The organism is Paenibacillus sp. URB8-2 (assembly GCF_013393385.1).
Lineage (GTDB): Bacteria > Bacillota > Bacilli > Paenibacillales > Paenibacillaceae > Paenibacillus_AQ.
Map to the genome: position 1 here is coordinate 1,968,443 of NZ_AP023239.1, position 26,996 is coordinate 1,995,438.

Below are 26,996 nucleotides of genomic sequence, written 5' to 3' on the forward strand. Positions count from 1 at the left end.
TACGCGGCAGTCATCTCTACTTGGCCGTCTCCCGCCTGTCAGCTAGCAGACGAAAGAGCGGCTCTCAAGTCAACTTTAGAGAAAAGCGGGGAAGAAAAATGCAGACTTTGCTGCTCTGGTTATTCTACATCTCATCATTTTATGCTTTTATTCCCGGCATAATCAGCCGGATCTTCGGTTACCGCGTCTTTCGAAAAGGAATCGGAGTGCAGGATTTTGCCCTTACCTTCGACGACGGGCCTGACCCGCAGTACACGCCAAGGCTGCTTGATTTGCTGAACAAGTATAATGCCAAGGCTACCTTTTTTGTAGTCGGCTCCCACGCGGAGCGCTGCCCTGAACTGATCCGCCGCATGCATACGGAGGGCCACCTGGTCGGTATTCACAATTATGTCCACAAGAGCAACTGGCTAATGCGCCCCGGCACCGTCCGCAAGCAGATTCAGCTCACCGACGACATTATTTACGGAATTACCGGCGAGCGCAGCACGTACTACCGTCCGCCTTGGGGCATCGTCAATCTGTTCGATTTCTCAAAGCGCCGTCATGTCAAAATCGTGCTGTGGTCGGCCATGTTCGGCGATTGGCGCAAGAAGCTCGGAGTGGAGCGGCTGACGGAAAAAATGCTGGCCCGTCTGAATCCCGGCGAAGTGATGCTGCTGCATGACTGCGGCTTGACGCTGGGGGCCGATCCCGAGGCGCCGGAGCAAATGCTGGCGGCGCTGGAACGCACCTTGGAAGAAGCCAAGGACCGGGGGCTCAGCAGCATCCGGATCGACGATATGATCAGGGCGGCCGAGAAATCCCCGCTGGCCCGGATGTCCTTCGGCAAACGTCTGCTTGTCGGACTGTGGCTCCTTTGGGAACGGTGTTTTCACTTCCTGTTCCGCCTGCGGACCGTTACGCCGGATCTGCCTTTCCTGCATTACCGCCTGCGCCCCTACCAGGGGCATACGGTTTCGCTGGATGACGGAACGACGCTAAACAAGGGCGACCCAATCATCGAGCTTCATATCGACAACCGGCAGCTGTTCGAGCTCGGCATGCGGTCACGGTCGGCGGCCCAGCTCGCAATTCGGATGATTCGCCGGATGGATAAGGAAATGCCGTTTCTAGCGGAAATCATCGCCGAAGACGAATCTCTTTCGGAAGCCAAGGCGCTGTACGGAGTCACCATGATCAACCGGGGGCCGGAGAAATTCGGCTTTACCGTTAAGGATCTGCCGAAAGGGCTGTTTGCGAGCCTTACGAAATTCTATCTCAGCATTCTTATGAGCGTTATTCACCCGGCGGGCGGAGCGCGGCTCAAGGAACGCAGCGAAGCGCTTGTTCCCAAGATCATCCTGATGCCGGTATCGCAGCTGCTGGATGCCAACGGACAAAAATATACCGGAGCAAAGCTCCGGAGACGGCAGGATGCCGGAACGGAACTTGAAGCCGATATAGCGGAAGCCGAGTTCCCCGGCGCTCATGCGCATTGATTTAGCAATCATCCGGCGAAATAACCGATCCCTTTCTTGAAGACGTGAACAGACCCGCTTTGGCGGGATTTAACGGCGCCTGACGGAAAGGGTTTTTATTTAGTTTCGGATGGAAAGGCGCCGGCAGCGCTTTGATTTATTAGTCCATTCTCATAGACTCTTTTAAAAGGTAATATAGAAGTGTGAAAGTATTCATTATTGTCAGCCTAACGATAACAGGAGGTTCATGCTAATGAGACCCGTACAGTTTCCACAGGATTTTGCCTGGGGCGCAGCCACCGCTTCGTATCAGATCGAAGGCGCATACGATGAAGACGGCAGGGGAATGTCCATTTGGGATACGTTCGTCCGCATTCCCGGCAAAGTCGCGAACATGGACAACGGAGATGTCGCCTGCGACAGCTATCACCGGTTCCGCGAGGATATCGCCTTGATGAAGGACCTCGGTCTTAAAGCTTACCGGTTCTCCATTGCCTGGCCGCGGATTTTTCCGGAAGGCGCGGGAGAGCTCAACCCGAAGGGGCTCGCGTTCTATGAGACTTTGGTTGACGCTCTGCTAGAGAACGGAATTGAGCCTGTATGCACGCTGTACCACTGGGACCTGCCGCAATCGCTTCAGGATGCGGGGGGATGGGAGAACCGGGACACGGTCGATGCGTTTGCCGCTTACGCCGAAACGCTGTTCCGCAGCCTTGGAGGCAAGATCAAGAAATGGTTAACGGTGAACGAGCCATGGTGCGTGTCGTTTCTGTCCAATTACCTTGGACAACAAGCGCCCGGCAATAAGGATTTGCAGTTAGCTGTTACCGTCTCCCATCATCTGCTGCTGGCCCACGGACGCGCCGTTCGAACATTTCGGGAATTGGGAATCCCCGGAGAGATCGGCTATGCACCGAACGTAACATGGATGGAGCCATACAGCGGCCGGAAAAAGGATGTGGAAGCCTGTAAACGGGAGAATGGCTGGTTTGTGGAATGGTTCATGGACCCGGTGTTTAAAGGCGAGTATCCGTCTTTCCTGGTCAAATGGTTCCGGGAGAAGGGTGCGAAGGTTCCTGTACTGGAAGGCGATATGGAAATTATCCATGAGAAAATCGATATCCTGGGCATCAATTATTACACCGGATCCGTGGCGAAATACGGAGAAAGCGCGGGTCTTATGGCATGCGAACCGGTGGACATGGGCTACGACCGGACGGATATCGGCTGGCCGATTTATCCGGAAGGCTTTTACAAGGTACTGAGCTATATTAACGGCCGTTACGGCGATATACCGATCTACATTACCGAGAATGGGGCCTGCTACAACGACGGACCGGACAAGGGGATCGTGGCGGATCAGAAGCGGATCGATTATCTGTACAAGCATCTGCTTCAGCTTCACCGCAGTATCGCAAACGGCATTCCGGTCAAAGGTTATTTTGCCTGGTCGCTGCTCGATAATTTCGAATGGTCTTACGGATACAGCATGCGGTTCGGTCTGGTTCATGTGGATTACGATACGCTTGCCCGTACGCCCAAGGACAGCTTTTATTGGTATCAGGATGTAATCACAACCGGCGAGGTTTAAGGCTGAAAGGCGCATTTCATGGATCGAATCGACCGCGAAGTGTGAGCGGAGGCTGCCGGCATAAGGGAATCGGCAAAAAAATAAGCCCGGAAGGCATCGTCAATCGACGAACGCCTTCCGGGCTTATTGCTGCTTGAATTGTGGCAGTCTGTACCGCTGGCTGCGCGGGAATTAAATTTTCAGTACGCCGCCTTTGCTGGCGTTGGTAACAAGCTTGGAGTACCGGGCGAGATAGCCCGTCTTCACCTTCGGCTCGAACTCTTTCCAGTCTTCACGGCGTACCGCCAGTTCCTCATCGCTGACGAGCAGCTCGATTTTGCGGTTGTTCAGATCCAGCTCGATGATGTCGCCGTTCCGTACAAATGCGATCGGTCCGCCTTCCGCCGCCTCCGGCGAGATATGGCCGATACTGATGCCGCGGGAAGCGCCCGAGAAGCGGCCGTCCGTAATCAGACCGACCTTGGCGCCGAGTCCCATGCCGACGATCTGCGAGGTCGGGGCAAGCATTTCGGGCATACCCGGTCCGCCTTTCGGACCTTCGTAGCGGATAACGACGACGTGGCCTTCTTTGACCTTGCCGCCCGCGATGCCTTCCAGCGCTTCCTCCTGGGAGTCAAAGCAGATGGCCGGACCTTTGTGGTAGCCACCCACGGACGGGTCTACCGCTCCGACCTTGATGATGGAGCCCTCCGGAGCGAGGTTGCCGTACAGCACGGACAATCCGCCGACCTGGGAGTACGGGTTGTCAAGCGGATGGATAACGCTTGTATCCTGGATTTCATGTCCGGTGACATTCTCGGCCAGCGTCTTTCCGGTAACGGTCATGCAGTCGCCGAACAGCGTGCCCGGCTTCTTGAGCAGTTCGTTCAGTACGGCGCTGACGCCGCCCGCACGATCCACGTCCTCGATAAAGATGTCCGAAGCAGGAGCCAGCTTGGCCAGGTACGGCGTGCGGTTGGCAACTTCGTTGATCCGCTCCAGCGGGTATTCGATGTCGGCTTCCTGCGCCAGCGCGAGGGTATGCAGCACCGTGTTGGTGGAGCCGCCCATTGCCATGTCCATGGCAAATGCGTTGTCGATCGATTCTCTGGTCACGATATCGCGCGGCTTCAGGTCCAGTTTGATCAGCTCCATCAGCTGTTTGGCGGACTTCCGTACAAAATCCTTGCGTTCTTCCGCCACGGCAAGAATCGTTCCGTTGCCCGGCAGCGCGAGACCCAGTGCTTCGGCAAGACAGTTCATGGAATTGGCGGTGAACATGCCCGAACAGGAGCCGCATGTCGGACAACCGTATTGTTCCAGCTCCGTCAGTTCCGCTTCGTTGATCTTGCCGACCTGGTACGCGCCGACGCCTTCGAATACGGAGGTCAGCGAAAGCTTGCGGCCCTTGCTGTCAACGCCGGCCTTCATAGGTCCGCCGCTGACAAAGATGGTCGGGATGTTGACCCGCAGGGCTCCCATCATCATGCCCGGTGTAATCTTGTCGCAGTTCGGGATGCAGACCATGCCGTCGAACCAGTGCGCGGACACGACCGTTTCCAGAGAGTCGGCGATAATCTCGCGGCTGGGCAGCGAGTAGCGCATGCCGATATGTCCCATGGCGATACCGTCGTCAACGCCGATCGTATTGAATTCAAAAGGAACGCCGCCCGCTTCGCGGATCGCTTCCTTGACGATTTTGCCAAATTCCTGGAGATGCACATGACCCGGCACGATGTCGATATAGGAGTTGCAGACCGCGATAAACGGTTTGCCGAAATCCTCTTCTTTCACGCCGGCCGCCCGCAGCAGACTGCGGTGCGGAGCCCGGTCGAAGCCCTTCGTAATCATGTCTGAACGCATTTTCTTGGCTGCCATTTTAAACAGTTCCCCCTTTTAATCAATTGTAATTCCGTATTTTGCCGCATTAACGCGCTGCTCTCTGAAGAGCCGCGAATCCGCGGTTTATAGAAAGAACAGGGTCCAACTCTATAGAAGAGGGTGGTCGACGCTGTTTCTATAAAAATATAAAGGCTGCAGTCAGCCTGAAGGACAGGCTTTGCTTATTTATTAGTTGAGTCTATCACATAGGGCCGTTTTTTTCTACCGGGCGATGTTAAGTTTACCGCAAACGGCTGCGTAAAAATTTGCCACTCATTGCGGAGCATTGGCTTTCAAGGATAGGAACGCAGCTGATCCTTCTGGAAATATCAAAAAAGCCCGCAATGCGGGCCAAGGACCTTTAGGATCATTGATCGTTCGCTGCCGGTTTGGAGGCCGGACGGCGAAGCAGGCGGTGAAGAGGACGGTGAAGCATGCGGTGAAGGGAAAGAACCGGCTCGATTCCAGGCTCCACAAGGGGATGCAGCGCACTCTTGACGAAGGGTTGGGCGAGCAGCAGGGTAAGCAGGACGGCGGCGGCCGGAACGAGAACAGCACCGGCAGGGTTGCTCAGATAAGAATAGATGCCGGATGCCGCAGCGAAGCGGACGATCAGTCCGTGCAGCAGGAAGACGTACAGCGTGCGCCGCCCCAGGCTGGTCATCCGGCCCTCCCTAAGCGGCACCAGACCGAGAAAAGCGAGGGAGGACGCGAGCTGGAGGCCGTAGAGCGCAAGCCGGTACAGTCCGGCGTACCAATGCTCGGCCCCAAGCTGGGTGTAAGTCATGCTGCCGTACAGCCATCCGGCAGGTATATTCCCGGCAGCGCCAGTCGACAGGATAGCCAGCAGCACAGCGGAGAACAGGGCGGCGGCGATTTTTACTCCGGGTACAAACAGACGGGCGACGGCGGCGAACGAAAGGTGATAGCCTATAATAAAGAAAGGGAGATATACAAAGGTGCGGCTGATGCTGAACCAAATGCCGTCCACCGGCAAATAACCGACGGCTATGCCCGCTGCGGCGGCGAAGGCCAACTGGCAGGGCGCCTTCCATCTGCGCATACCGAGAAGCAGCAGCCGCCACATGGCGTGGCTCGCCAGAAACCAGAGCAGAAGATAGGGCGCAAAGAAGGAATGGTGAATGCCGCCCACACGGAAAACGGTTGCATCAAGCAGGGAGTAAAGGCTCTGAAAAATAAGGTATTGCATGCTGATCTGCAGCAGCAACTTTCGTCCCGCAGCGCCTGTCAGGCTGTTTTTGGCAAAATATCCGGTAACCAGTACGAACAACGGCATATGGAAGCTGAAAATCCACAAATACAGGCTGTGCAGACCACCCATTTCAGGGGTTATTGGCTCTATGGCGTTGCCGACAAAAACGGTGACAATCAGCATAAACCGAAGATTCAGAAAAAAGGTTTCTCCCCGATCCTCCAACGATTGGCCCTTCATACTTCCACCGGCTCTCATTCCATTATTTTAATTTTAAAATACGTATTTTCTCCTCAAACGGTTGTGACTTTGTTTACTATTGTGAAGCTATCGGCAAGTCCGATTGTGGCAAATTGTTGAAGGTTGTTTGCTTGTGGCGATTCCTCTATAATTTTCCTTAAGAATAAAAGCGTCGTATGCGGTATATCCGGGAGTGGACAAATTGATTGAAACTCGTACGAAGCGCGGTTTTGCACTATTGGTATTGGCGTTCATTGCGGCTGTGGCGTTGGCTCTCTGGGTCTATTTGAAGCCTTACGCCCCGATAGGCCAGGCCGAAACGGCTCTCGTCTCCGGGAAGGGAATCACTGTGGAGCTGAACGACAACTGGATTTCCCTTGAACCTTCAGCCGCGAGCGGTACAGGCGTCATTTTCTATCCCGGCGGTCTGGTGAAGGCCGAAGCTTATGCGCCGCTTGCCAGAGGATTGGCCGCAGCCGGACATCCGGTCTACATCGCCCGCATGCCGCTCAATCTCGCGTTGACCCGAAGCGATGCGGCGGAGGACATTATCCGCGTGCATCCCAAGCTGTCTTTTGTGCTGGGCGGACATTCGCTGGGTGGCGTTATGGCTGCGCGGTTTGCCGCCAAGCATCCGGACGAATTGGCCGGTGTGTTCCTTCTGGCTTCCTATCCCGACGAAAAAGGGAGCCTGAAGTCGACGACGCTGGCTGTGCTGTCGGTGCTTGGCACGGAGGACAAGGTGCTGGACCGGAAAAAGTACCGTGAGGGCAGGGCCTACCTGCCGGACAGCACCGTGTACTACTCGCTGGAAGGCGGCAACCACGCCCAGTTCGGCAGCTACGGCCCTCAAAAAGGAGACGGAGAGGCGACGATTTCCGAGAGTGAACAGCAGGGGCAGACGGTTCAGGCACTGCTTGATTGGATGAGCAATTTACGGTAATCCCGGATTTACCGTCAGCTTCGGCTGCGGCATCCGGGATGCGGGGCCGCAGTACATACGGACGAAGGGAGAAACGAAAGTGCCTCTATTGCACGTAAACGGCATTTCGGTGCCCTGCAAAGCCATCCTGTTCGACAAGGACGGCACGCTGCTGGATCTGATGGAGATGTGGGGGACATGGGCCGAATCGGTGCTTCGCGATATGGAAACTCATCTGGCCCTGGCCGGTTCGGGCTTTACGGGCGACAAAAGCCTGCTGCTCGGCACCGTTCAGGATGCTAAAGGCCGGATCACCGGCTACGATCCCGGCGGGCCTCTCCCGATGGCGACGGTGGAGCAGACCTACGGGATTCTGGCCTGGCAGTTCTATGCCGCGGGCGTTCCCTGGAATGATGCGGTAACGCGGGTAATGGGCATCGCCAAGGATGCGATGAACGGGCTGCGCGAGCGCCGCTCCGCAAGGCCTCTGCCCGGGCTGCTTCCTTTTCTAAGGCAATGTCAAGAGGTTTCACTGCGGATGGGCGTGGTCACGTCGGATGAATCGCAGACGACGGCCGAGCATCTAGAGTGGCTCGGAATTTCCGGCTATTTCGGCTCGGTGGTGACGAGGGACAGAGTGCGTAAGGGAAAGCCAGCCCCGGAAATGGCTGAAACCGCCTGCCGGGAGCTGGGCGCCCTGCCCGAGGAGACGGTCGTCATCGGCGACAGCAACGCCGACATGCAGATGGGCAGGGGAGCCGGACTTCGCCTGGCTATCGGCATATCATCGGCGGCGGGGACGGCGGAGCATTTGACGGACGCCGATATCGTCGTCCGCGATTTTACCCAGTTATCCGTTTCGCTATAACTCTATAAGAACAGAAAGGATGGTAGCAAGCTATGGATTCTTTGCAGACCTTGGCTTCCTGGATACAGGAAAGCGGCAGCATCGTCTTCTTCGGAGGGGCGGGAACGTCCACGGAAAGCGGCATTCCCGATTTTCGTTCCGCGGCGGGGCTGTACCTGACGGAGAAGCATTCGCCGTATCCGCCCGAGCAAATGCTCAGCCACAGCTTTTTCATGTCCAAGCCTGATGTCTTTTTTGATTTTTACCGTACCAAGATGCTCCATCCCGACGCGGAACCCAATGGCTCCCACCGCCTGCTGGCCCGGCTGGAAAGCGAAGGTCGGCTGAGCGCGGTCGTGACGCAGAATATCGACGGGCTTCACCAGAAGGCGGGCAGCCGGCGCGTGCTGGAGCTTCACGGGTCCGTGCACCGCAACCACTGCATGAGCTGCTCCCGCTATTACGGATTGGATGCCATTACAAGCAGCGCCGAAACCGTCCCCCGCTGTCCGGCCTGCGGCGGCATCATTAAGCCGGATGTTGTGCTTTATGAGGAACAGTTGGACGATCAGGTGCTGAATGATTCCGTCCAGGCGATTGCAAACGCAGATCTGCTTCTCATCGGCGGGACTTCGCTGACGGTTCAGCCTGCCGCAAGTCTGATCCAATATTTTCATGGCAAGCATACGGTGCTGCTCAACGGAGAATCGACGCCTTACGACTCCCGCGCAGATCTGATTATTACCGATCGAATCGGCCAGGCGATGGACAGAATAGGAGAGCTGTTGTCCTGACCGTTCGTGCTGCTCTCCGGCAACGGAGATTATGATGGCCTGCGGCAGTTTAAGAACAGGGTAGACACTAGACCGAGAGGCAGGGATACGCATGGTATATGTGGCAAGCGACGAGCGCTATGAGGCAATGAGGTACAACCGCTGCGGTAAATCCGGACTCAAGCTACCGGCCATCTCGCTTGGACTGTGGCATAATTTCGGCGGAATCGATGCTTATGAGAACGGCAGGGACATGATTACCCGGGCTTTCGATCTGGGCATCACCCATTTCGATTTAGCGAACAATTACGGTCCTCCCCCGGGTTCCGCGGAGGAACTGTTCGGCAGGGTACTCGTCAGAGATCTGGCGCCTTACCGCGACGAAATGGTGATCTCAACCAAAGCCGGCTTCTATATGTGGCCGGGACCATACGGAGAGTGGGGCTCCCGTAAATATGTGCTGTCGAGCCTGGACCAAAGCCTGAAGCGGCTCGGGCTGGATTATGTGGATATTTTTTATTCCCATCGTCCCGATCCGGAGACTCCGCTGGAAGAAACAATGGGCGCGCTGGACCAGGCCGTCCGCTCCGGCAAGGCCTTATATGTCGGATTGTCCAATTATTCCGCCGACCAGACGGAAGCCGCTATCGCCATCCTGAGGGATCTTGGCACTCCGCTGCTGATCCACCAGCCCAGATATTCCCTCCTGGACCGCTGGATCGAGAACGGGCTGCAGGATGTGCTGGAACACAATGGCGTCGGCAGCATCGCCTTTACGCCTCTGGCGCAGGGAATGCTGACGAATAAATACTTGAACGGTATTCCCGGCGATTCCAGGGCGGCCAAGCCTTCGACCGCGCTGAACGAAAGCCAGATTACGCCGGAGGCGCTGCGCAAAGTGCGGCTGCTGAATCAGATGGCCTCGGCGCGCGGCCAGAGCCTGGCGCAGTTCGCGTTGGCCTGGGTGCTGCGCAGCGGCAGAGTCTCCTCCGCGCTGATCGGCGCGAGCCGGGTCAGCCAAATCGAAGAGAATGTCGCTGCTCTGTCCAATCTGGAATTCTCGCAGGAGGAGCTGGAAAGGATCGAGGTCATTCTGGGAGCGGAGAACGGCGGTTAACCGCCAGGATGGGGCTTAGTTGTCCTGCTGCCGTGCCGTGAATATTCGGTAAGCCGTCGGCGACTGTCCGCAGAAGCGCTTGAACTGGCGCGAGAAATACAGGGCGTCGGTCAGGCCGACCGAGGCCGCCACCTGCTCCACAGACAGCTCCGGCCGTTCGCGCAGCAGCTGGCGCGACTTGTCGATCCGCAGCTTGAGCAGATAGGTAACGGGCGACAGGCCCGTCTCCTCCTTAAAAATGCGCGACAGATAAGCCCGGTTGTAGCCGAGACTCGCGCACATCTGCTCAATGGAGACGGGATGGGCGTACTGCGAGGACATGTAGTGGATCATCTGCTTGACGGTCCGTTTCACCTGCGAGTCCTTACCCTGGGGTCCCGACTCAGCCTTAAGCATTCCCGCCGCCTCGCCCAGCGTCAGATACAGCAGTCCAAGCGAGGTCAAATGACCGCTCTCCCGGCCTGCGAAGAACGTTTCCATAATGCCGGCCAGCGCTCCCGGAATGACGCTTCCTTCGCCGCAAGCCGCCACCGGCTGCTCGGGAGAGAAGCCTGCCTCGCGGACGGTACTGTCCGCCTCCTTGCCGGAAAAGGCCGCCCAGCGGTATCTCCACGGATGCTCGGAATCGGAGACATAGCTGACCAGCTGGCCGGGATGAATGAGAAAGCAGTCCCCCGGTCCAAGCTCATAAGTGCGCTGCTCCGTACGGAACACACCTGCTCCCGTTTCAATGCAGTGCAGCAGGAAATAATCGTAGATTTTTGGTCCGACCTGGTGCGTCGGGGGTGTCTGGCTTTCGCCCGCGAACAATACATGAAGGTTCTGCTCCTCGTAATACACGGGGTTGGAAGCGACGGAGTAGGATTGTTCCATCCACTGATCCCTTTCTTTCTATGCTTGGGTAAAGTCACATTTATCCATACATTACACACATGATTGCATTACAGTCATAGAACCCTTTTATTATACTATAAGCATAAAGGAACTGAATATTCAGTCTGGAAGGATAAGCGGCGAAAGGGTGGAACTTATTTATGAGCGTGCAGGAACTCAGAGCAGCATTTATTGAAAAATACGGGGAAAGCGGCTTGGAGGAGAAAGTGTTTTACGCTCCGGGCCGGGTCAATCTGATCGGCGAGCACCTCGACTATAACGGGGGATACGTGCTGCCGGCGGCGCTGGAATTCGGCACTACGCTGATCGTACGGCCTCGCGTGGATGGAAAGCTGACGTTCGCTTCAACTAATTTTCCATATGTATTATCCATCGACTATACTGATGTCGGCAAAGAGAAGACCGGTGAATGGGTGGATTATCCAATCGGCGTCATGATGGAACTTAAGGAACAAGGGCATCCCGTGTCTCGGGGGTACGACCTGTTCTTCCACGGCGATATTCCGAACGGTGCGGGCTTGTCGTCATCGGCTTCCATCGAGGTCGTTACGGCATACGCCTTCCTGACGCTTGAGGGCGGTGACGTGAATACGGTGGAAATCGCGCTGCTGTCCCAGCGCGCGGAGAACCGTTACGTCGGCGTGAATTCCGGCATCATGGACCAGTTCGCCGTCGCGGTCGGCAGACGGGACCATGCCATTTTGCTGATGTGCAACTCGCTGGAATATGATATGGTGCCTTTTATTACCGGAGCTTATAAACTGGTTATCGGCAATACGAACAAGCGCAGAGGGCTGGTGGATTCAAAATACAACGAACGCCGCCAGCAGTGCGACGAGGCGCTCGCCGCGCTGCGCGAAGAGATTCCTTCGCTCGGATTCCTGGCGCAGCTCAAACCGGACGAGTTCGGGCGGCATGCGGACAAGATCCAGGATGAGACCGTAAGACGGCGGGCGCGCCATGTGGTCGAAGAGAACCAGCGTGTGCTGGATTCCGTCCAGGTGCTGAAGAACAATGATTTGAAGCAGTTCGGCCGGTTTATGAACGACTCGCACGCTTCGCTCCGCGATCTGTATGAGGTAAGCTGCAAGGAGCTGGATGTTATGGTCGAAGAAGCTCAGCGCATTCCCGGCACGCTCGGCTCTCGTATGACAGGAGCGGGGTTTGGCGGCTGTACCGTATCGCTGGTGCATGAAGACGACATCGACCGTTTTATTTCGGAAGTTGGCAAAGCGTATGAGGAAAGAACGGGCCTTAAGGGCGAATTTTACGTATGCGGCATCGGAAACGGTGTTAATCAACTGGAAGGAGTGAAGTAAGATGGCAATTTTGGTAACAGGCGGAGCGGGGTATATCGGTTCCCATACGGTGGCGGAACTGCTGGATCGCGGCGAAGAGGTAGTGGTGCTGGACAGTCTTGTGACGGGGCATCGGGAATCCCTTCTGGGCGGCAAGCTGTATGTAGGCGATTTGCGGGACAAGGAGATACTCGCCAAGCTGTTTGCCGAGAACGACATTGAAGCGGTCATTCACTTTGCCGCAAGCTCCCTCGTCGGAGAGAGCATGAAAGACCCGGTAAAATATTACGACAACAACGTTTACGGCACGCAGTGCCTGCTGGAAGGCATGCAGAAGGCGGGAGTGGACAAAATTGTATTTTCCTCCACCGCTGCAACCTACGGAGAGCCGGAGAAGGTGCCGATTGAAGAGACGGACCGCACCCAGCCGTCCAATGTCTACGGGGAAACAAAGCTGACGATGGAGCGGATGATGTCGTGGTTCGATAAGGTGCTTGGAATCAAATACGTGGCGCTGCGCTATTTCAATGCCGCCGGGGCCCACGCAAGCGGAAAAATCGGCGAGGATCATCGTCCGGAAAGCCATCTGATCCCGCTCGTTCTCCAGACCGCGCTGAAACAGCGCGAAAACATCGCCGTATTTGGCGACGATTACCCGACCGAAGACGGCACCTGCATCCGCGACTACATCCATGTCAGCGATCTGGCGGACGCCCATATCCGGGCCGTGACCTACCTGCGAAGCGGAAGCGGAAGCAATGTGTTCAATCTCGGCAACGGCCTCGGCTTCTCCGTCAAAGAGGTGATCGAAACGGCCAAAGAAGTGACCGGTCTTGACATCCCGGTTGCCATCCAGGAACGCCGCGCGGGCGATCCCGCCGTGCTTGTGGCTTCTTCGGACAAGGCCCGCAGCGTGCTAGGCTGGAATCCTTCCCGCGCCGATCTGAAGGAAATTATCCGCAGCGCCTGGAATTGGCATTCGTCCCACCCGCAAGGGTACGGAGAAGCCTGATGAGCTCCCTTGATACGGTATCTGCAATGAAGGAGTCTAACGCCATGACCAGCGAAAATTCATCGGCCTCCTCGGCCAGCCGGGCACTGCATGCCATCGAACAACTGGTGCTGTTCACCGCCAGGCGGCGCCTGTTCGAACCCGCCGACACCGATTACAGCCGCAATCTTCTGCTGGAGCAGTTCCGCTTCAGCGAACCATATGCCGGCGAAGTCGATGAAACGGAGTTGAACGGACCGCAGGGCCCGCTGGATATTCTGATTGATTACGGCTTCGAAATTGGACTGATTCCGGAGAACAGCGATACGTACCGGGATCTGCTAGACGCTAAGATCATGGGACTGCTAATGGCGCGTCCGTCGGAAGTGAACGCGGAATTTTACCGGCTGGGCGCCGAACAGGGCGTCGCCGCCGCGACGGACCGTTTCTATCAGCTCAGCATCGATTCCAACTATATCCGCATGGACCGCATTTCCAAGAATGTCTACTGGCTGCAGCCTTCGCCTTACGGCGATCTTGAAATGACGATCAATCTGTCCAAGCCGGAAAAAAACCCGAAGGAAATCGCCGCGGCGCGGCTGCTTCCGCCTCCGGTGTATCCGAAATGTTTGCTCTGCCGGGAGAATATCGGATATGCCGGGCGGCTTAACCACCCGGCCCGCCAGAATCTGCGCGCTATTCCGATAGAGCTCAATCACGAGAAATGGTTTTTTCAATACTCGCCTTATGTGTATTACAACGAGCACTGCATCGTATTTCATCATGATCATGTTCCGATGAAACTGACGAAGGATACGCTGAAGCGGCTGCTCGGATTTGTGAGCGAGTTCCCGCACTATTTTATCGGATCGAATGCGGATCTTCCGATTGTGGGCGGCTCCATATTGACGCATGACCACTTTCAGGGAGGCCGCCATACCTTTGCGCTCCAAAAGGCGCCGATTGACCAAGCCTTCGAGCATCCAAAGTATCCGGGAGTGGGCCTGGGGCTTGTTAACTGGCCGATGTCGGTGATCCGCCTGCAAGGCGATGAGCCGGGCATCCTGCTGGAATGCGCAGACGACCTTTACGAAGCATGGAAAAGCTACAGCGACCCCGAGGCCGATGTTCTGGCCTTCACCGAATTTGAGGGCGAGCGGCAGCCTCATAACACGGTCACTCCCATTGTCCGGCGCAGTGAAAGCGGCGGCTATGAGATCGATCTGGTGCTTCGCAACAACCGGACCAGTGAAGAGCATCCCGAGGGCATTTTCCATCCGCACCGGGAGATGCACCATATTAAGAAGGAAAACATCGGCCTCATCGAGGTCATGGGCCTGGCAATTTTGCCGGGAAGGCTCAAGAAGGAGCTGGACGACATCGCCGACATTCTGGCCGGCAATACGGCGGAACTGGAAGCGGTGCGAAGCGGAGAGGACCATCCTCTGGCCCAGCATGCGGATTGGATCGCGGAGCTGGCCGGACGCTTTGGCACGGCAATGGACCGCGAAGAGGCCGTTCGGACGGTCCGGAATGAAGTCGGCATCAAGTTCGCACAGATATTGGAGCATGCAGGCGTATACAAACGCACATCCGAAGGCCGCGAAGCTTTCCGGCGTTTCGTGAAGAGCTTTGGCGCGGTTGAATAAGTCTTGCGAGCGGTAAGGCCGGTTTCTCTTTGCGGAGAAGCCGGTTTTTTTGCTCTGATCCGGTTTGCTTTGATCCATTACATGAACTTCCGCCCGTTTGAACGGCAAAAATCAGAGGGCTATAATAAAGGGATGCAGGACTAATCTAATATGCGGAGGTCTACCTATGCGTAATTTCCAATTTTATAATCCGACGAAGCTCATTTTCGGCAAAGGCACGCTGGATGCATTATCGGCCGAAGTTCCCAAATACGGAAAAAATGTGCTCCTTCTCTATGGAGGAGGCAGTATTAAACGGAGCGGCCTATATGACAAAGTAACCTCGCTGCTTCAAAGCATCGGCGCGAACGTAACGGAACTGGCCGGAGTCGAGCCGAATCCCCGCCTGTCCACTGTACATAAAGGCGTGGAATTATGCCGGAATAACGGCATTGAGCTGATTCTGGCTGTCGGCGGCGGCAGCGTGCTGGACTGCGCCAAGGCGATCGCCGTGGGCGCGAAGTACGAAGGCGATATGTGGGATTTCGTGGAGCGCAAGGCGGTTCCGCAGGGAGCCCTGCCGCTCGGCACCGTTCTGACGATGGCGGCGACAGGCTCGGAAATGAACAGCAACTCGGTAATTACGAACGAAGCGACCATGGAAAAAATAGGCTGGAGCAGCCCTCATGCTTTCCCGGCATTCTCCATTCTCGATCCCGAGTTTACCTTCTCTCTGCCGCGAGACCAGACCGTGTACGGCGTTGTGGATATGATGGTGCATGTCCTGGAGCATTATTTCCACACGGACGGCAACACGCCCGTTCAGGACGGTTTCTGTGAAGCGCTGCTGCGGACCATGATGGAAGCCGGCTCTAAACTGGTGAATGACCTTGAGAACTACGAGCTGCGCGAGACGATTCTGTACTGTGGCACGATGGCCCTGAATGGCATGGTGAGCATGGGCTTTGCCGGAGACTGGGCGACGCACAATATCGAGCATTCCGTCTCGGCCGTTTACGATATCCCGCATGGCGGAGGCCTTGCGATTCTGTTCCCGCAGTGGATGAAGTACAACCTGGACGCCGGCCCCGAGCGGTTCCGCAAGCTTGCGGTGAATGTGTTCGGCGTAGATCCTTCCGGTAAAACCGACCGCGAAGCCGGCCTGGAGGGCATCGAAGCCCTGCGCGGCTTCTGGAATTCCATCGGCGCTCCGGCCCGCCTGGCGGATTACGAGATTGACGGCAGCCATATCGATGATATGGCCGACAAGGCGGTCCGTTTCGGACCGTTCGGTAATTTCCGCAAGCTTCAGCGGGAAGATGTGGTTGAGATTTACAAAATGTCCTTGTAAGTTCTTTAGCTTTTTGAATAACAGTACTTGCCGGAAGCAGCCGCTTCCGGTTTTTTGCGCTCCTAAACAGCCGGATGCCTGACAATAAACTTTTTAGGTAAAAATTCACAACTTGTGAAACCTATGTCATGCGGTATACGTTAGTATTGGTATAGAGTCGGGAACCAAGATCGGAGGAGAAACAATGCAAACGTTATATATGGGCTGCTTGTTTCTGGGTGTGTTATTTGCCTTGGTCAGCTTGCTGGCAGGGGATTTGATCGGGCATGCGCTCGGGGGAATGCTTGATTTCCTGTCCTTCGATGCCCTGAGCCCCTCGGTTCTGGCCGGGGGAATTACCGTGTTCGGAGGCGCGGGGATTTTGCTGACAAGGTACAGCGGGCTTACGAATGAGGCCATTCTCGTCCTGTCTTTGCTGATCTCCGCTTTTTTGAGCGTGCTGCTGTATCTCGGTTTTGTGAAGCCGATGAACAAAAGCGAAATGTCGACCGGCTTCTCCATGCGCGAGCTTCCCGGCAAAATCGGCGAAATCACCGTTCCTGTTCCCGCGCAGGGTTTTGGCGAAGTGATGGTGAGATTTGGGCCTGCAAATACGCTTCATACCGCCGCAAGCTTTGACCACAGGACGCTGCCTGCCGGGACGAAAGTGGTCATTGTGGAAGTCAGTGAAGGTGTGGCGCTCGTGTCTGAACTAGAATTACCAATGAGAAGAGGAGAGGATTCATAATGTTTGGGTTGCCTGATTATTTATTAATTCCCGTAGTCGTTATCGCCGTTTTGATTGTTCTTGGCCTGGCTTTTTGGGCGCGTTACAAAACGGTGGGTCCCGATAAAGCAATGATCGTAACCGGTTCTTTTCTAGGCAACAACCATATCTCCGATGATGGCTCCGGCAGGAAAATCAAAATTGTGCGCGGCGGCGGAGCGTTTATTTTGCCGGTGTTTCAAAAGGCGGAATTTATGTCGCTGCTGTCCCACAAGCTCGATGTAACCACTCCGGAAGTTTATACCGAGCAAGGTGTTCCCGTAATCGCAGACGGCGTGGCCATCATCAAGGTGGGCAGTTCGGTGGAGGATGTCGCTACGGCCGCCGAGCAGTTCATGGGTAAGCCCATTGAATCGCTCAAGGCAGAGGCTCAGGAGGTGCTGGAAGGACATCTGCGAGCCATTCTGGGGACGATGACGGTTGAAGAAGTGTACCGCAACCGCGACCGGTTCGCCCAGGAGGTGCAGGGTGTGGCTGCGCGAGACCTTAAGAAAATGGGGCTGCAGATCGTTTCCTTCACCATCAAGGACGTGCGCGACAAGCACGGCTATCTGGAAGCGCTCGGGAAGCCGCGGATCGCCGCCGTCAAACGGGATGCGGAGGTCGCCGAAGCGGAAGCGCTGCGCGATGCAAGAATCCAGAAGGCCAACGCGGAGGAGCAGGGCCAGAAGGCCGAGCTGCTGCGCGACACGAATATTGCGGAGGCATCCCGCGACAATCAACTGCAGATCGCTTCGTTTAAGCGGGATCAGGATACGGCCAAAGCGGACGCCGACCAGGCCTACCATATCCAGGAGGCCCGCGCCAAGCAGACTGCGGTGGAGGAGCAGATGAAGGTAGAGCTGGTCCGCAAAATGCGGGAGATCGACCTTCAGGAGAAGGAAATCCAAATCCGCGAGAAGCAGTATGATGCGGAAGTGAAGAAGAAGGCCGAAGCGGACCGCTACGCGGTGGAGCAGGCGGCAGAAGCCGACAAGGCCCGGAAGATGAGGGAGGCCGACGCGCTGCAATACAGCATAGAGACGCAGGCAAGAGCGACTGCTGAGCAGAAGCGGCTGGAGGGGCAGGCCGTCGCTGACGCCGAGCGCGCCAAAGGTACGGCGGATGCCGAAGTTATCCGTCTGCGCGGCCTGGCCGAAGCGGAAGCGAAAGAGAAGCTGGCCGAGGCGTTCCAGAAGTTCGGCGAGGCCGCGGTGCTGGACATCATCGTGAAAATGCTGCCCGAGCTGGCCGGACGTATCGCTGAGCCGCTGTCCTCTATCGATAAACTGACAGTGGTTGATACAGGCAGTGGAGAGGGAGCCGCCCGGGTGAGCAATTATGTCACAGGACTGATGGCGACCGCGCCGGAAATGCTGAAGAGTGTCTCGGGTATTGATGTGGAAGGATTGATCAAGGGACTGACTAAGACCGGCGTCCGGAACAAGGATGAGGCGCCGACGGCTGTTCCGGCGCAAACTTCTCTAGCTGAATAAAGAACTTGTCCGGCGTATTTGATGTTCAGAGCCGTTTCGCAAGCAAAGTCTTTATAACCCCGCTACGGCGGAGGTAATATTTCTGGACACATTTGCTTGAAAAACGGCTCTCTTTTTTACAGATTCCTTGATGTTCCGAGCCTGCCAATAGTATAATTTAACCGTGCCGCTTCCAATTAAGCTGCTGCCAAAAGATAAGGTATTCGGAAATAAAAGAGGTGTACGTGTGAGCAGCATTACTGTGGCCAAGGTGTTGAATAACAATGTTATCATTGCAGATCATCCCCAGTACGCGGAAGTTGTCGTGATTGGAAAAGGAATCGGTTTCAATCGCAAAAGCCGCGATCAGATCAACCTGTCCGCCGTAGAGAAAATGTTCATTCTCCGCAACCAGCAGGAGCAGGAACAATATAAGCAGCTTGTGCCACAGGTCGAAGAGAAGCTGATCGAAACGATTCAGGAAATCGTCCTGTATATCATGCAGCACAGCCACAAGCCGGTCAATGAACATATCCATATTGCGCTGACCGATCACTTGTCCTTCGCCATCCGGCGGTATGAGCAAAATGTTGCCTTTCATAATCCTTTTTTGTACGAGACCAAAGAGATTTACCCCGAGGAATATGCCATGGCCGAATACGCCATCGACAAAATAAACAAGGCAATGAACGTGACGATGCCCGTCGACGAGGTTGGCTTTGTCGCCTTGCACATTCACAGCGCGCTCAGCAACAGACATATTTCGGAGCTCAAGCAGCACTCCATGCTGATCGGAGATTTGGTAAGCCTTGTCGAGAACAGTCTCGAATATCATATTCCCAGGGATTCTTTGGATTACTCGAGATTGGTGACCCACCTTAGGTTCGTGCTGGAACGGCTGCGCCGCGGGGAGGCAGTCCGGGAAACGTCCTCGCTTGACGGCTTGATGAAACGCGAGTATCCGGAAATGTATGCGCTCGCTTGGAAGCTGACCAAGGTGATGGAGCAGCGGGTGCACTTATCTGTGTATCCGGCGGAAGTCAGTTATTTGACGGTCCATTTGCAGCGTATGGCACAGAAAAAAGAGGATGAGGCCAACATTAACAAGCCGAATTAGCGCCAAGCGGTTGAGCCAATGAAGGAATGCGGTATTTTTAAGTTGTGTATTGCAAGAAAGCGCAATCTATGCTACTATTACCATAGTTAATAAGTTGCAAAACAGAATACTTACGTGTAACTGATTCGATCAGGCATGAGTGATTTACAGTAATTTGGTTGTATTCCCCCTTGTCGGGGTAATCTAACTTTAGGGTTAGGGAACAACCGGTATGCTGTATGCGCTCATGCCTTTTTTGTTCTCTATTTTGCTTGCAGTTCATAATCGTCAAAGGAAGTGACACTTCAATGTTCAAAAAGCTTTTCGGCGTTTTACAAAGAGTTGGTAAAGCGCTAATGCTTCCGGTCGCCATTCTTCCGGCGGCAGGCTTGTTGCTCGGTATCGGCAACATGCTGGTCAACCCGGACTTCCTGCAGTACGTTCCGGCTTTGGAGAACGATACGGTTCAGGCCATCGCCAACGTATTGATGAACTCGGGTCAAATCGTGTTCAGCAACCTGTCGCTATTATTCGCTGTAGGTGTAGCCATCGGGCTCGCCGGAGGCGAGGGCGTTGCGGGTCTGGCGGCGATCATCGGTTTCCTCGTCATGAATGTGACAATGGGAACGGTGCTCGGAATTAACAGCTACGTGCTGAGTAAGGGAGATTTCGCCTACTCCAGCGTGCTCGGGATTCCAACGCTGCAAACCGGGGTGTTCGGCGGTATTCTCGTCGGTATACTTGCATCGTCCATGTACAAGCGCTACTTCAAAATCGAGCTTCCTTCCTATCTTGGCTTCTTCGCCGGCAAACGCTTTGTGCCGATTATGACAGCCGTTACTTCCCTGATTTTGGGCTTGGCTCTGACTGTGATCTGGCCTCCAATCCAGCACGGACTGAACTACTTATCCGAGAATATGATTAATACGAACCTGACGCTGTCGGCGTTCATCTTCGGCCTGATTGAACGCTCGCTGATTCCGTTCGGGCTGCATCATATCTTTTATTCACCGTTCTGGTACGAGTTCGGCAGTTATGTCGACAAGGCGGGCGATCTGGTCCGGGGCGACCAGCGAATCTTTATGCAGCAGCTGCGTGACGGCGTTCCGTTTACAGCCGGTACGTTTACAACCGGTAAATATCCGTTCATGATGTTCGGACTTCCGGCTGCTGCTCTGGCGATTTACCACGAGTCGAAACCCGAGAATAAAAAAGTGGTAGGGAGCTTGATGGTATCTGCGGCCTTGACCTCATTCCTTACGGGGATTACCGAGCCGCTGGAATTCTCGTTCCTGTTCGTCGCTCCGTTGCTGTTCGCCGTTCATGTCGTTTTCGCAGGTCTGTCCTTCATGACCATGCAGATTTTGGGCGTTAAAATCGGGATGACCTTCTCCGGCGGGTTCATTGACTACACGCTGTTCGGCATCATTCCGAACCGCACCGAGTGGTGGCTCGTAATTCCGGTCGGTCTCGTACTCGCCGTCATTTACTACTTCGGATTCCGTTTCGTTATCCGCAAGTTCAATCTGAAGACGCCGGGCCGGGAAGATGTTGTAGACGATGATGCCGACGGCGCATCTTCGAACTCGGCGGCGGTTTCCACCGCGGGCGACGATTTGCCCCGCAACATTCTTTCCGCTCTCGGCGGCCAGCAGAACATTGTTCACTTGGATGCCTGCATTACCCGGCTGCGGGTCGAAGTTAAAGAGAAATCGAATGTTGACAAGAACCGGTTGAAGAAGCTGGGCGCTTCGGGTGTCCTTGAAGTGGGCAACAACGTACAGGCCATTTTCGGCACCCGTTCCGATACAATCAAGTCGCAAATTCAGGACGTCATCGCAGGCAGAACTCCGGCGGCCGCTCCTGCAGTTGCCCCTCCTGAGCCTGAAGCCGAGAAGCAGGCGGGCGAAGAGGGTCAGGCGATTATTCCTGAAGATATCGTTTCGCCGGTAAACGGTGAACTGCTGGATATCACGGAGGTTCCGGACGCCGTGTTCTCGCAGAAGATGACGGGCGACGGATTCGCGTTTCTGTCCTCCGACGGCAAGATAGCTTCCCCGGTCTACGGTAAAGTGTTCAACGTATTCCCAAGCAAGCATGCGGTCGGCATTATGTCAGACGGCGGCAAAGAAGTGCTCGTCCATATCGGCGTCAACACAGTGAAGCTGAAAGGCCAAGGCTTTACCGTACTGGTGGAAGAAGGCGAACTTGTCGCAGCAGGCCAGCCGATCATGGAAGTCGACCTGGAATATGTGAAGGCACATGCGCCTTCGGTCATTTCGCCGGTCATTTTCTCGAATCTGCCGGAAGGCTCCTCGGTTACGCTGAAGAAGCCAGGCAAAGTGTCGATCGGCGACAAAGACATCATCACCATCCAGTAAATGTGCAAACCGGCTGCGCTTCCTTTATAATAATGGAAGCGCAAGCCATTACCTTATACACTAAAAATTAGAGAAAGCGAGTTGGATAATTATGCAAAAAACATTCAGAATCATCGATGAAGACGGAATTCACGCACGCCCGGCTACTGCCCTGGTAAACACTGCAACAAAGTTCAAAGGCACTGAGGCATTTGCGGAAGCCAAAGGCAAAAAAGTAACCTTGAAATCGATCCTCGGCGTACTGTCCCTGGGACTGGAAGCCGGCGACAGCCTGACGCTGATCACCGAAGGCAGTGAAGAAACCGAAGCTCTGAGCGCGCTTCAGGAAGTGATGATTAAAGAAGGGCTGGGAGAGCTGAATGACTAAAATTTCAGGAATCGCGGCTTCGGCAGGTATTGCGGTAGCTAGAGCCTTTATCCTGGAACACCCCGACTATACCATCAAGAAGACCGTAGTAACGGATGTAGAGGCGGAAGTTGCCAAGCTGGACAAAGCGCTTGAAATATCGAGAGCGGAGCTCCAGCGGATTAAAGAGCGTACTTTGGCGGAGCTTGGCGAGAAGAAAGCGGAGATTTTCGAATCCCATCTGCTTATTCTGGATGACCCTGAGCTGATTAGCCCTGTGAAGGATAAGATCCGCGAGGAATCCGTAAATGCAGACTATGCATTGAACGAAGTGGCTGCTCAATTCATCGCCATGTTCGAGAACATGAAAAGCGCGTACCTTCAGGAACGTGCTGCCGATATGCGCGACGTGACCAAACGCGTAATGAACCATCTGCTGGGTATTCATTATGTAAGCCCTGCAGAAATCAGCGAAGAGGTTGTCGTTATCGCGGAAGACCTTACGCCGTCCGACACGGCTCAGCTGAACCGTCAATATGTCAAAGGTTTTACAACCAATATTGGCGGACGTACCTCCCACTCGGCAATTATGGCCCGTTCCCTGGAAATTCCGGCGGTTGTCGGCACCAAGAACGTGCTATCCCAAGTGAAATCGGGTGATCTCATCATTGTCGACGGTCTGAGCGGCGATGTGCTTATTAACCCGAGCGACGCCGAGGTGGCTGAATACAGCGCGAAACAGGAGGCCTATGCACTGCAAATTGCGGAGTGGAAAAAACTTCGCGACGAGCCGACGGTATCCGCCGACGGCAAGCATGTGGAACTGGCGGCCAACATTGGTACACCTAATGATGTGACGGGAGTGATTGAGAACGGCGGCGAGGCCGTAGGCCTGTACCGTACCGAATTCCTGTATATGGGCCGAGACAAGCTGCCTTCCGAGGAAATTCAGTACAATGCCTACCGGACCGTTCTGGAAAATATGAACGGCAAACCGGTTGTCGTTCGCACGCTGGATATCGGCGGGGACAAAGAGCTGCCTTATCTGGACCTGCCGAAGGAAATGAACCCGTTCCTGGGCTTCCGTGCGGTTCGTCTGTGTTTGGAACGCCAGGATATTTTCCGCACGCAGCTCCGCGCTCTGCTCAGAGCAAGCGTTCACGGCAACCTGCGCATTATGTTCCCGATGATCGCGACGCTTACGGAATTCCGCGCCGCCCGCGATCTGCTGCTTGAAGAAAAAGCCAAGCTGCAGGCGGAAGGCCAGGAAGTTTCGGACAGTATCCAGCTCGGCATTATGGTGGAGATTCCGTCCACTGCGGTGCTCGCGGATCAGTTCGCCAAAGAAGTCGATTTCTTCAGTATCGGTACGAACGACCTTATTCAATATACAATGGCTGCCGACCGTATGAACGAACGGGTATCCTACCTGTATCAACCGTACAATCCGGCAATCCTGCGCCTGATCAAGAACGTCATCGACGCGGCTCATGCCCAGGGCAAATGGACGGGTATGTGCGGCGAGATGGCCGGAGACGCAACCGCTATTCCGGTGCTGCTTGGTCTTGGGCTGGACGAGTTCAGTATGAGCGCAACTTCCATTTTGCCGGCACGCAGCCAAATTTCGAAGCTGTCGGTCGACGAAATGAAGGTACTGGCAGCTAAAGCTCTGGATCTTGGCACGGCGGAGGAGGTAGTTGCTCTGGTGCGCGGCATCGGCAACTAATCCCGCTTACCCGGGACCAATCCTTCGGGTTTACAATTAATCACTTTTCCAACTATGATTCCAGCCGGTCCATTTGGGCCGGCCTTTTTATGTGAGAAGGAAACTCCCGGAAAGCGGACTTTCTTTCGTTTTCGGCGAGATGTTCATGCAAAATGGCGAAGATGTTCGAAAATATGCCATATTTTTTAGGTATTTGCATATATTTTCTAGTGAATTGCGTTTTTGCGCAGGTTATAATCATTAAAAATTGAAGGTAATTTGGTTATTAATATACAGGAAGTAGTTATTTCAACCGATAATAAAAGTAAGTGGTTTCATGATGCAGCGAAAAACCCAAACCTGTGAACATACTGTTACATATTATATATTGGCAATGAGCTTTATTCCTTTATTCTTCATCATTTGCCATGTATAAGGCATCCGGGATTGGGGCATATATGGATTTAAAAACTTCCGGCGGCTTTTATGCACGGGAGCGATAGGATGGTGGATGCAATGAAAAGCAATTATATGAATGCGGAATCCGCAGCTGAAATATATGAAGGCAGGGATTTGGGCTTAAGCTACACTCCGGACGGCAGTATTTTTAAGGTATGGGCGCCAACGGCTTCGGCCGTGTCGCTTGTGCTGTACAACTCCGGGGGGGAAGAAAGCGGAAATGCGGAGTGGTCGGAGGACGCCCGTTTAACTTATATGCTTCGCCGGGACAGCGGGGTGTGGCAGGTAAGGATTGCAGGTGATCTGAAGGGCAAATTTTACATGTACCGCGTCGTTTATGCGGATGGAACGATCCGGGAGGCGGCCGACCCCTATTCAAATGCCGTTTCGGCGAACGGACTTCGTTCGGCCATTATCGATATAAGGGAAACCGATCCCGAAGGCTGGGAGCTTGATGTTCCCCGCTCCATGGAGCATCCGGTGGATGCGGTACTCTACGAGCTTCACGTTCGCGATTTCTCGATTCATGAAAGCTCCGGTATTAGCGTAAAAGGTAAGTATAAAGCGTTCACAGAGACAAGTCTTAGCGATTCGAAAGGCAATACGCTTGGAATTGATCATTTAAGCGAGCTTGGGATCACGCATGTTCATTTGCTTCCCGTGTTCGATTTTCAGACGGTGGATGAACTGCAGCAGAGAGACGCGGCTCCCGGAGAAAACAATTATAACTGGGGATACGATCCGCAGCATTATAATTCGCCGGAGGGCTCTTACAGTACGAATCCTTCCGACCCCGCCGTACGCGTCCATGAGTTTAAAGAGATGGTACAGGCGCTGCACCGGCAGGGGATCTCTGTCGTAATGGACGTGGTTTACAATCATACCTATTCAGTGGAAAAAGGACCTTTCGAAGCATTCGCCCCAGGTTACTTCTATCGGCATGACTATGCCGGCCGTCTATCCAACGGATCGGGTGTCGGCAATGAACTGGCCACCGAGCGGCCGATGGTGCGCAAGTTCATCAAAGATTCTCTCCGCCACTGGGCTGAGGAATATCATATCGACGGGTTCCGGTTTGACCTCATGGGTCTTATCGACACGGCAACTATGCGTGAAATCATTGAGGAACTGCGTCTGGAGGTCAATCCGAACCTGATTGTTTACGGGGAACCCTGGACCGGCGGCGATTCTCCTCTGACTTCCAAAACGCTTAAAGGCGCGCAGCGCGGAAAGGGCTATGCCGTCTTTAACGATAACTTCCGGTCGGCGCTTAAGGGCGACAGCGACGGTTGGGGAAGAGGCTATGTTACGGGAGAGATGGGCAAGGAGGGAGCGATCGCGGCCGGAATTATCGGCGCCGTTCATGACTTTGCGGACTCACCGGCAGAGACGGTCAACTATACGACTGCGCATGACAACTTAAATCTGTGGGATAAGATGCTCGCGGCGCAGGGGATGCGCCAGGATTGCCGGTTCCCCGATTTGGATAACGGCAGGCTCAAGAATGGAGGCAGTCTGGAAGAGGCGGTGGCAAACGCCGACCCGTATATCGGCATTACGGAAGAGAACCTCCTGGACAATGAGACGGTGCGCCGTTCTTTGCTGGCCGGAGGGATTGTACTGACCTCCCAGGGCATACCATTCCTGCATGCTGGAGACGAGCTGCTTCGCAGCAAATTCGGCGACCATAACAGCTACCGGAGCGGCGACGCCATCAACGCGATTCGTTGGAGCAACAAGGCCAGATTCTTGCCGGTGTTCGAATACTATAAGGGTCTAATCGCGCTGCGCAGAAATCACCCGGCCTTTCGGCTGCGCGGACGTCAGGAAATTGAACGTTCGCTGGAGTTTTTCCGCTGCGATGGGGGCGTCGTATCCTACATCCTGAAAAATCACGCCGGCGGCGACGTCTGGAAAAATATCGTCGTACTATTTAACGCCAATCCCTGGGAGGTAACGACAGTCCTGCCTTCCTGCTCGGAACAATGGAATGTGGTTGTCGATCATACCCGCGCGGAACTGGAATCTTTCCGGAAGGTGGAAGGTACGGAAGTTCAAATCGAGGGGCTATCGATGATGGTACTCTATGACGAGTGCGGTGAACCGCGCCCGCGCGCCAAAAGAGTTGAGGTTCATTATGAGCGTTCCGACGGCGATTACCGGGGCTGGAATTTATGGGTATGGGGCACCGGAATACAGGACGGCCAATGTGATTTCCGGTATATGGAGGACGGTCGGGCTGTCGCCGTGATCGAGGTGCTGCCGGAGACGCGTTCCATCGGTTATATTTTGCGGGTAAACGATTGGGAGGCCAGGGACGGAAGCACAGACCGGTTCATAGATTGCTCGAAGAGCGACCAGGAAATCAAGGTGCTGATCAGCGACAACAGCAATTCCGTTGACACGAAGCTTCCTATGACCAGTTGAACGATACAGATAGATGGATACAAAAGGCTGCTACAATCCGCCGTTATTCCCGGCGCTGTAGCAGCCTTTTTTAAAATATAAGCATGTATAAGCCGGGGGCTTAACATTTTGACTTATATTTCTACGAGAAACGTACTTGCGTCTTATAAAGACGCCGTCAAGCGTTTCTTCTTGAAG

General features: G+C 54.8%; 20 protein-coding genes. 17 read left to right on the forward strand and 3 right to left on the reverse strand.

Annotated features, from left to right (window positions below; translation table 11 throughout):
• Positions 1–98 precede the first annotated feature (98 nt).
• On the forward strand, positions 99–1,481 hold the full coding sequence (locus tag PUR_RS08945) for a polysaccharide deacetylase family protein (RefSeq protein ID WP_179034940.1): 1,383 nt from the start codon (positions 99–101) through the stop codon (positions 1,479–1,481).
• Positions 1,482–1,713: 232 nt separating this feature from the next.
• Positions 1,714–3,051, forward strand: coding sequence for a GH1 family beta-glucosidase (locus tag PUR_RS08950; RefSeq protein WP_179034941.1), 1,338 nt, complete (start codon positions 1,714–1,716; stop codon positions 3,049–3,051).
• A 171-nt stretch (positions 3,052–3,222) separates the two neighbouring features.
• Here the strand turns inward: PUR_RS08950 and ilvD are convergent, their stop codons facing one another.
• Together ilvD and PUR_RS08960 are read right to left on the reverse strand one after the other, a co-directional pair.
• Positions 3,223–4,908: a dihydroxy-acid dehydratase gene (gene ilvD, locus PUR_RS08955; protein ID WP_179034942.1), complete on the reverse strand. Its 1,686-nt coding sequence runs from the start codon at positions 4,906–4,908 to the stop codon at positions 3,223–3,225.
• A 370-nt stretch (positions 4,909–5,278) separates the two neighbouring features.
• Complete coding sequence (locus PUR_RS08960) at positions 5,279–6,364, reverse strand: acyltransferase family protein (protein ID WP_232101784.1); 1,086 nt, start codon at positions 6,362–6,364, stop codon at positions 5,279–5,281.
• 205 nt (positions 6,365–6,569) lie between these two features.
• Here PUR_RS08960 and PUR_RS08965 point away from each other — a divergent pair, with 205 nt between their 5' ends.
• The 4 genes from PUR_RS08965 to mgrA all read left to right on the forward strand — a co-directional run bounded on the left by PUR_RS08965 (position 6,570) and on the right by mgrA (position 10,023).
• Positions 6,570–7,307, forward strand: a complete 738-nt coding sequence (locus PUR_RS08965) for an alpha/beta hydrolase (RefSeq protein WP_179037826.1) — start codon at positions 6,570–6,572, stop codon at positions 7,305–7,307.
• Between the two features lie 79 nt (positions 7,308–7,386).
• Positions 7,387–8,154, forward strand: coding sequence for an HAD family hydrolase (locus PUR_RS08970; protein ID WP_179034943.1), 768 nt, complete (start codon positions 7,387–7,389; stop codon positions 8,152–8,154).
• Positions 8,155–8,186: 32 nt separating this feature from the next.
• Complete coding sequence (locus tag PUR_RS08975; RefSeq protein ID WP_179034944.1) at positions 8,187–8,927, forward strand: NAD-dependent protein deacylase; 741 nt, start codon at positions 8,187–8,189, stop codon at positions 8,925–8,927.
• 91 nt (positions 8,928–9,018) lie between these two features.
• Entirely contained in the window at positions 9,019–10,023 is a 1,005-nt protein-coding gene (gene mgrA / locus PUR_RS08980) for an L-glyceraldehyde 3-phosphate reductase (protein WP_179034945.1), read from the forward strand.
• Positions 10,024–10,038: 15 nt separating this feature from the next.
• Here mgrA and PUR_RS08985 read toward each other — a convergent pair whose 3' ends face one another.
• Positions 10,039–10,896 carry an AraC family transcriptional regulator gene (locus tag PUR_RS08985; RefSeq protein ID WP_179034946.1) on the reverse strand — a complete coding sequence of 286 codons (858 nt, stop codon included), beginning with the start codon at positions 10,894–10,896 and terminating at the stop codon, positions 10,039–10,041.
• A 161-nt stretch (positions 10,897–11,057) separates the two neighbouring features.
• Here PUR_RS08985 and PUR_RS08990 point away from each other — a divergent pair, with 161 nt between their 5' ends.
• The 11 genes from PUR_RS08990 (at position 11,058) to pulA (ending at position 26,819) form a co-directional block, all read left to right on the forward strand.
• Positions 11,058–12,236: a galactokinase gene (locus tag PUR_RS08990; protein ID WP_179034947.1), complete on the forward strand. Its 1,179-nt coding sequence runs from the start codon at positions 11,058–11,060 to the stop codon at positions 12,234–12,236.
• Position 12,237: 1 nt separating this feature from the next.
• A complete protein-coding gene (gene galE / locus PUR_RS08995) occupies positions 12,238–13,227 on the forward strand; it encodes a UDP-glucose 4-epimerase GalE (RefSeq protein WP_179034948.1) in 990 nt (329 codons plus the stop codon).
• A gap of 44 nt (positions 13,228–13,271) precedes the next feature.
• A complete protein-coding gene (locus PUR_RS09000; RefSeq protein ID WP_179037827.1) occupies positions 13,272–14,855 on the forward strand; it encodes a UDP-glucose--hexose-1-phosphate uridylyltransferase in 1,584 nt (527 codons plus the stop codon).
• Positions 14,856–15,021: 166 nt separating this feature from the next.
• Positions 15,022–16,185 (forward strand): iron-containing alcohol dehydrogenase, encoded by a 1,164-nt coding sequence (locus tag PUR_RS09005; protein WP_179034949.1) that lies wholly within the window; start codon positions 15,022–15,024, stop codon positions 16,183–16,185.
• 184 nt (positions 16,186–16,369) lie between these two features.
• Positions 16,370–16,912: an NfeD family protein gene (locus PUR_RS09010; protein WP_179034950.1), complete on the forward strand. Its 543-nt coding sequence runs from the start codon at positions 16,370–16,372 to the stop codon at positions 16,910–16,912.
• On the forward strand, positions 16,912–18,426 hold the full coding sequence (locus PUR_RS09015) for a flotillin lipid rafts scaffold protein FloT (RefSeq protein WP_232101785.1): 1,515 nt from the start codon (positions 16,912–16,914) through the stop codon (positions 18,424–18,426). Before PUR_RS09010 ends, PUR_RS09015 begins: the two co-directional genes overlap by 1 nt.
• A gap of 226 nt (positions 18,427–18,652) precedes the next feature.
• A complete protein-coding gene (gene glcT / locus PUR_RS09020; RefSeq protein WP_179034951.1) occupies positions 18,653–19,522 on the forward strand; it encodes a glucose PTS transporter transcription antiterminator GlcT in 870 nt (289 codons plus the stop codon).
• Positions 19,523–19,809: 287 nt separating this feature from the next.
• The gene (gene ptsG / locus PUR_RS09025) at positions 19,810–21,882 is read left to right on the forward strand and encodes a glucose-specific PTS transporter subunit IIBC (RefSeq protein WP_179034952.1); all 2,073 of its coding nucleotides are present in this window, start codon (positions 19,810–19,812) and stop codon (positions 21,880–21,882) included.
• Between the two features lie 91 nt (positions 21,883–21,973).
• Positions 21,974–22,249, forward strand: a complete 276-nt coding sequence (locus PUR_RS09030; RefSeq protein ID WP_124694758.1) for an HPr family phosphocarrier protein — start codon at positions 21,974–21,976, stop codon at positions 22,247–22,249.
• Entirely contained in the window at positions 22,242–23,954 is a 1,713-nt protein-coding gene (gene ptsP, locus PUR_RS09035) for a phosphoenolpyruvate--protein phosphotransferase (protein ID WP_179034953.1), read from the forward strand. Before PUR_RS09030 ends, ptsP begins: the two co-directional genes overlap by 8 nt.
• A 495-nt stretch (positions 23,955–24,449) precedes the next feature.
• Positions 24,450–26,819 carry a type I pullulanase gene (pulA, locus tag PUR_RS09040; protein WP_179034954.1) on the forward strand — a complete coding sequence of 790 codons (2,370 nt, stop codon included), beginning with the start codon at positions 24,450–24,452 and terminating at the stop codon, positions 26,817–26,819.
• Positions 26,820–26,996 lie beyond the last annotated feature (177 nt).

Coding starts and splice junctions, on each gene's coding strand:
- PUR_RS09000 (WP_179037827.1), top strand. CDS start 13,272: ATGACCAGCGAAAATTCATCGGCCTCCTCGGCCAGCCGGGCACTGCAT.
- pulA (WP_179034954.1), top strand. CDS start 24,450: ATGAAAAGCAATTATATGAATGCGGAATCCGCAGCTGAAATATATGAA.
- galE (WP_179034948.1), top strand. CDS start 12,238: ATGGCAATTTTGGTAACAGGCGGAGCGGGGTATATCGGTTCCCATACG.
- PUR_RS09030 (WP_124694758.1), top strand. CDS start 21,974: ATGCAAAAAACATTCAGAATCATCGATGAAGACGGAATTCACGCACGC.
- mgrA (WP_179034945.1), top strand. CDS start 9,019: ATGGTATATGTGGCAAGCGACGAGCGCTATGAGGCAATGAGGTACAAC.
- ptsP (WP_179034953.1), top strand. CDS start 22,242: ATGACTAAAATTTCAGGAATCGCGGCTTCGGCAGGTATTGCGGTAGCT.
- PUR_RS09005 (WP_179034949.1), top strand. CDS start 15,022: ATGCGTAATTTCCAATTTTATAATCCGACGAAGCTCATTTTCGGCAAA.
- PUR_RS08990 (WP_179034947.1), top strand. CDS start 11,058: ATGAGCGTGCAGGAACTCAGAGCAGCATTTATTGAAAAATACGGGGAA.
- PUR_RS08975 (WP_179034944.1), top strand. CDS start 8,187: ATGGATTCTTTGCAGACCTTGGCTTCCTGGATACAGGAAAGCGGCAGC.
- ilvD (WP_179034942.1), bottom strand. CDS start 4,908: ATGGCAGCCAAGAAAATGCGTTCAGACATGATTACGAAGGGCTTCGAC.
- PUR_RS09015 (WP_232101785.1), top strand. CDS start 16,912: ATGTTTGGGTTGCCTGATTATTTATTAATTCCCGTAGTCGTTATCGCC.
- PUR_RS08945 (WP_179034940.1), top strand. CDS start 99: ATGCAGACTTTGCTGCTCTGGTTATTCTACATCTCATCATTTTATGCT.
- PUR_RS08950 (WP_179034941.1), top strand. CDS start 1,714: ATGAGACCCGTACAGTTTCCACAGGATTTTGCCTGGGGCGCAGCCACC.
- PUR_RS08960 (WP_232101784.1), bottom strand. CDS start 6,364: ATGAAGGGCCAATCGTTGGAGGATCGGGGAGAAACCTTTTTTCTGAAT.
- PUR_RS08985 (WP_179034946.1), bottom strand. CDS start 10,896: ATGGAACAATCCTACTCCGTCGCTTCCAACCCCGTGTATTACGAGGAG.
- PUR_RS09010 (WP_179034950.1), top strand. CDS start 16,370: ATGCAAACGTTATATATGGGCTGCTTGTTTCTGGGTGTGTTATTTGCC.
- ptsG (WP_179034952.1), top strand. CDS start 19,810: ATGTTCAAAAAGCTTTTCGGCGTTTTACAAAGAGTTGGTAAAGCGCTA.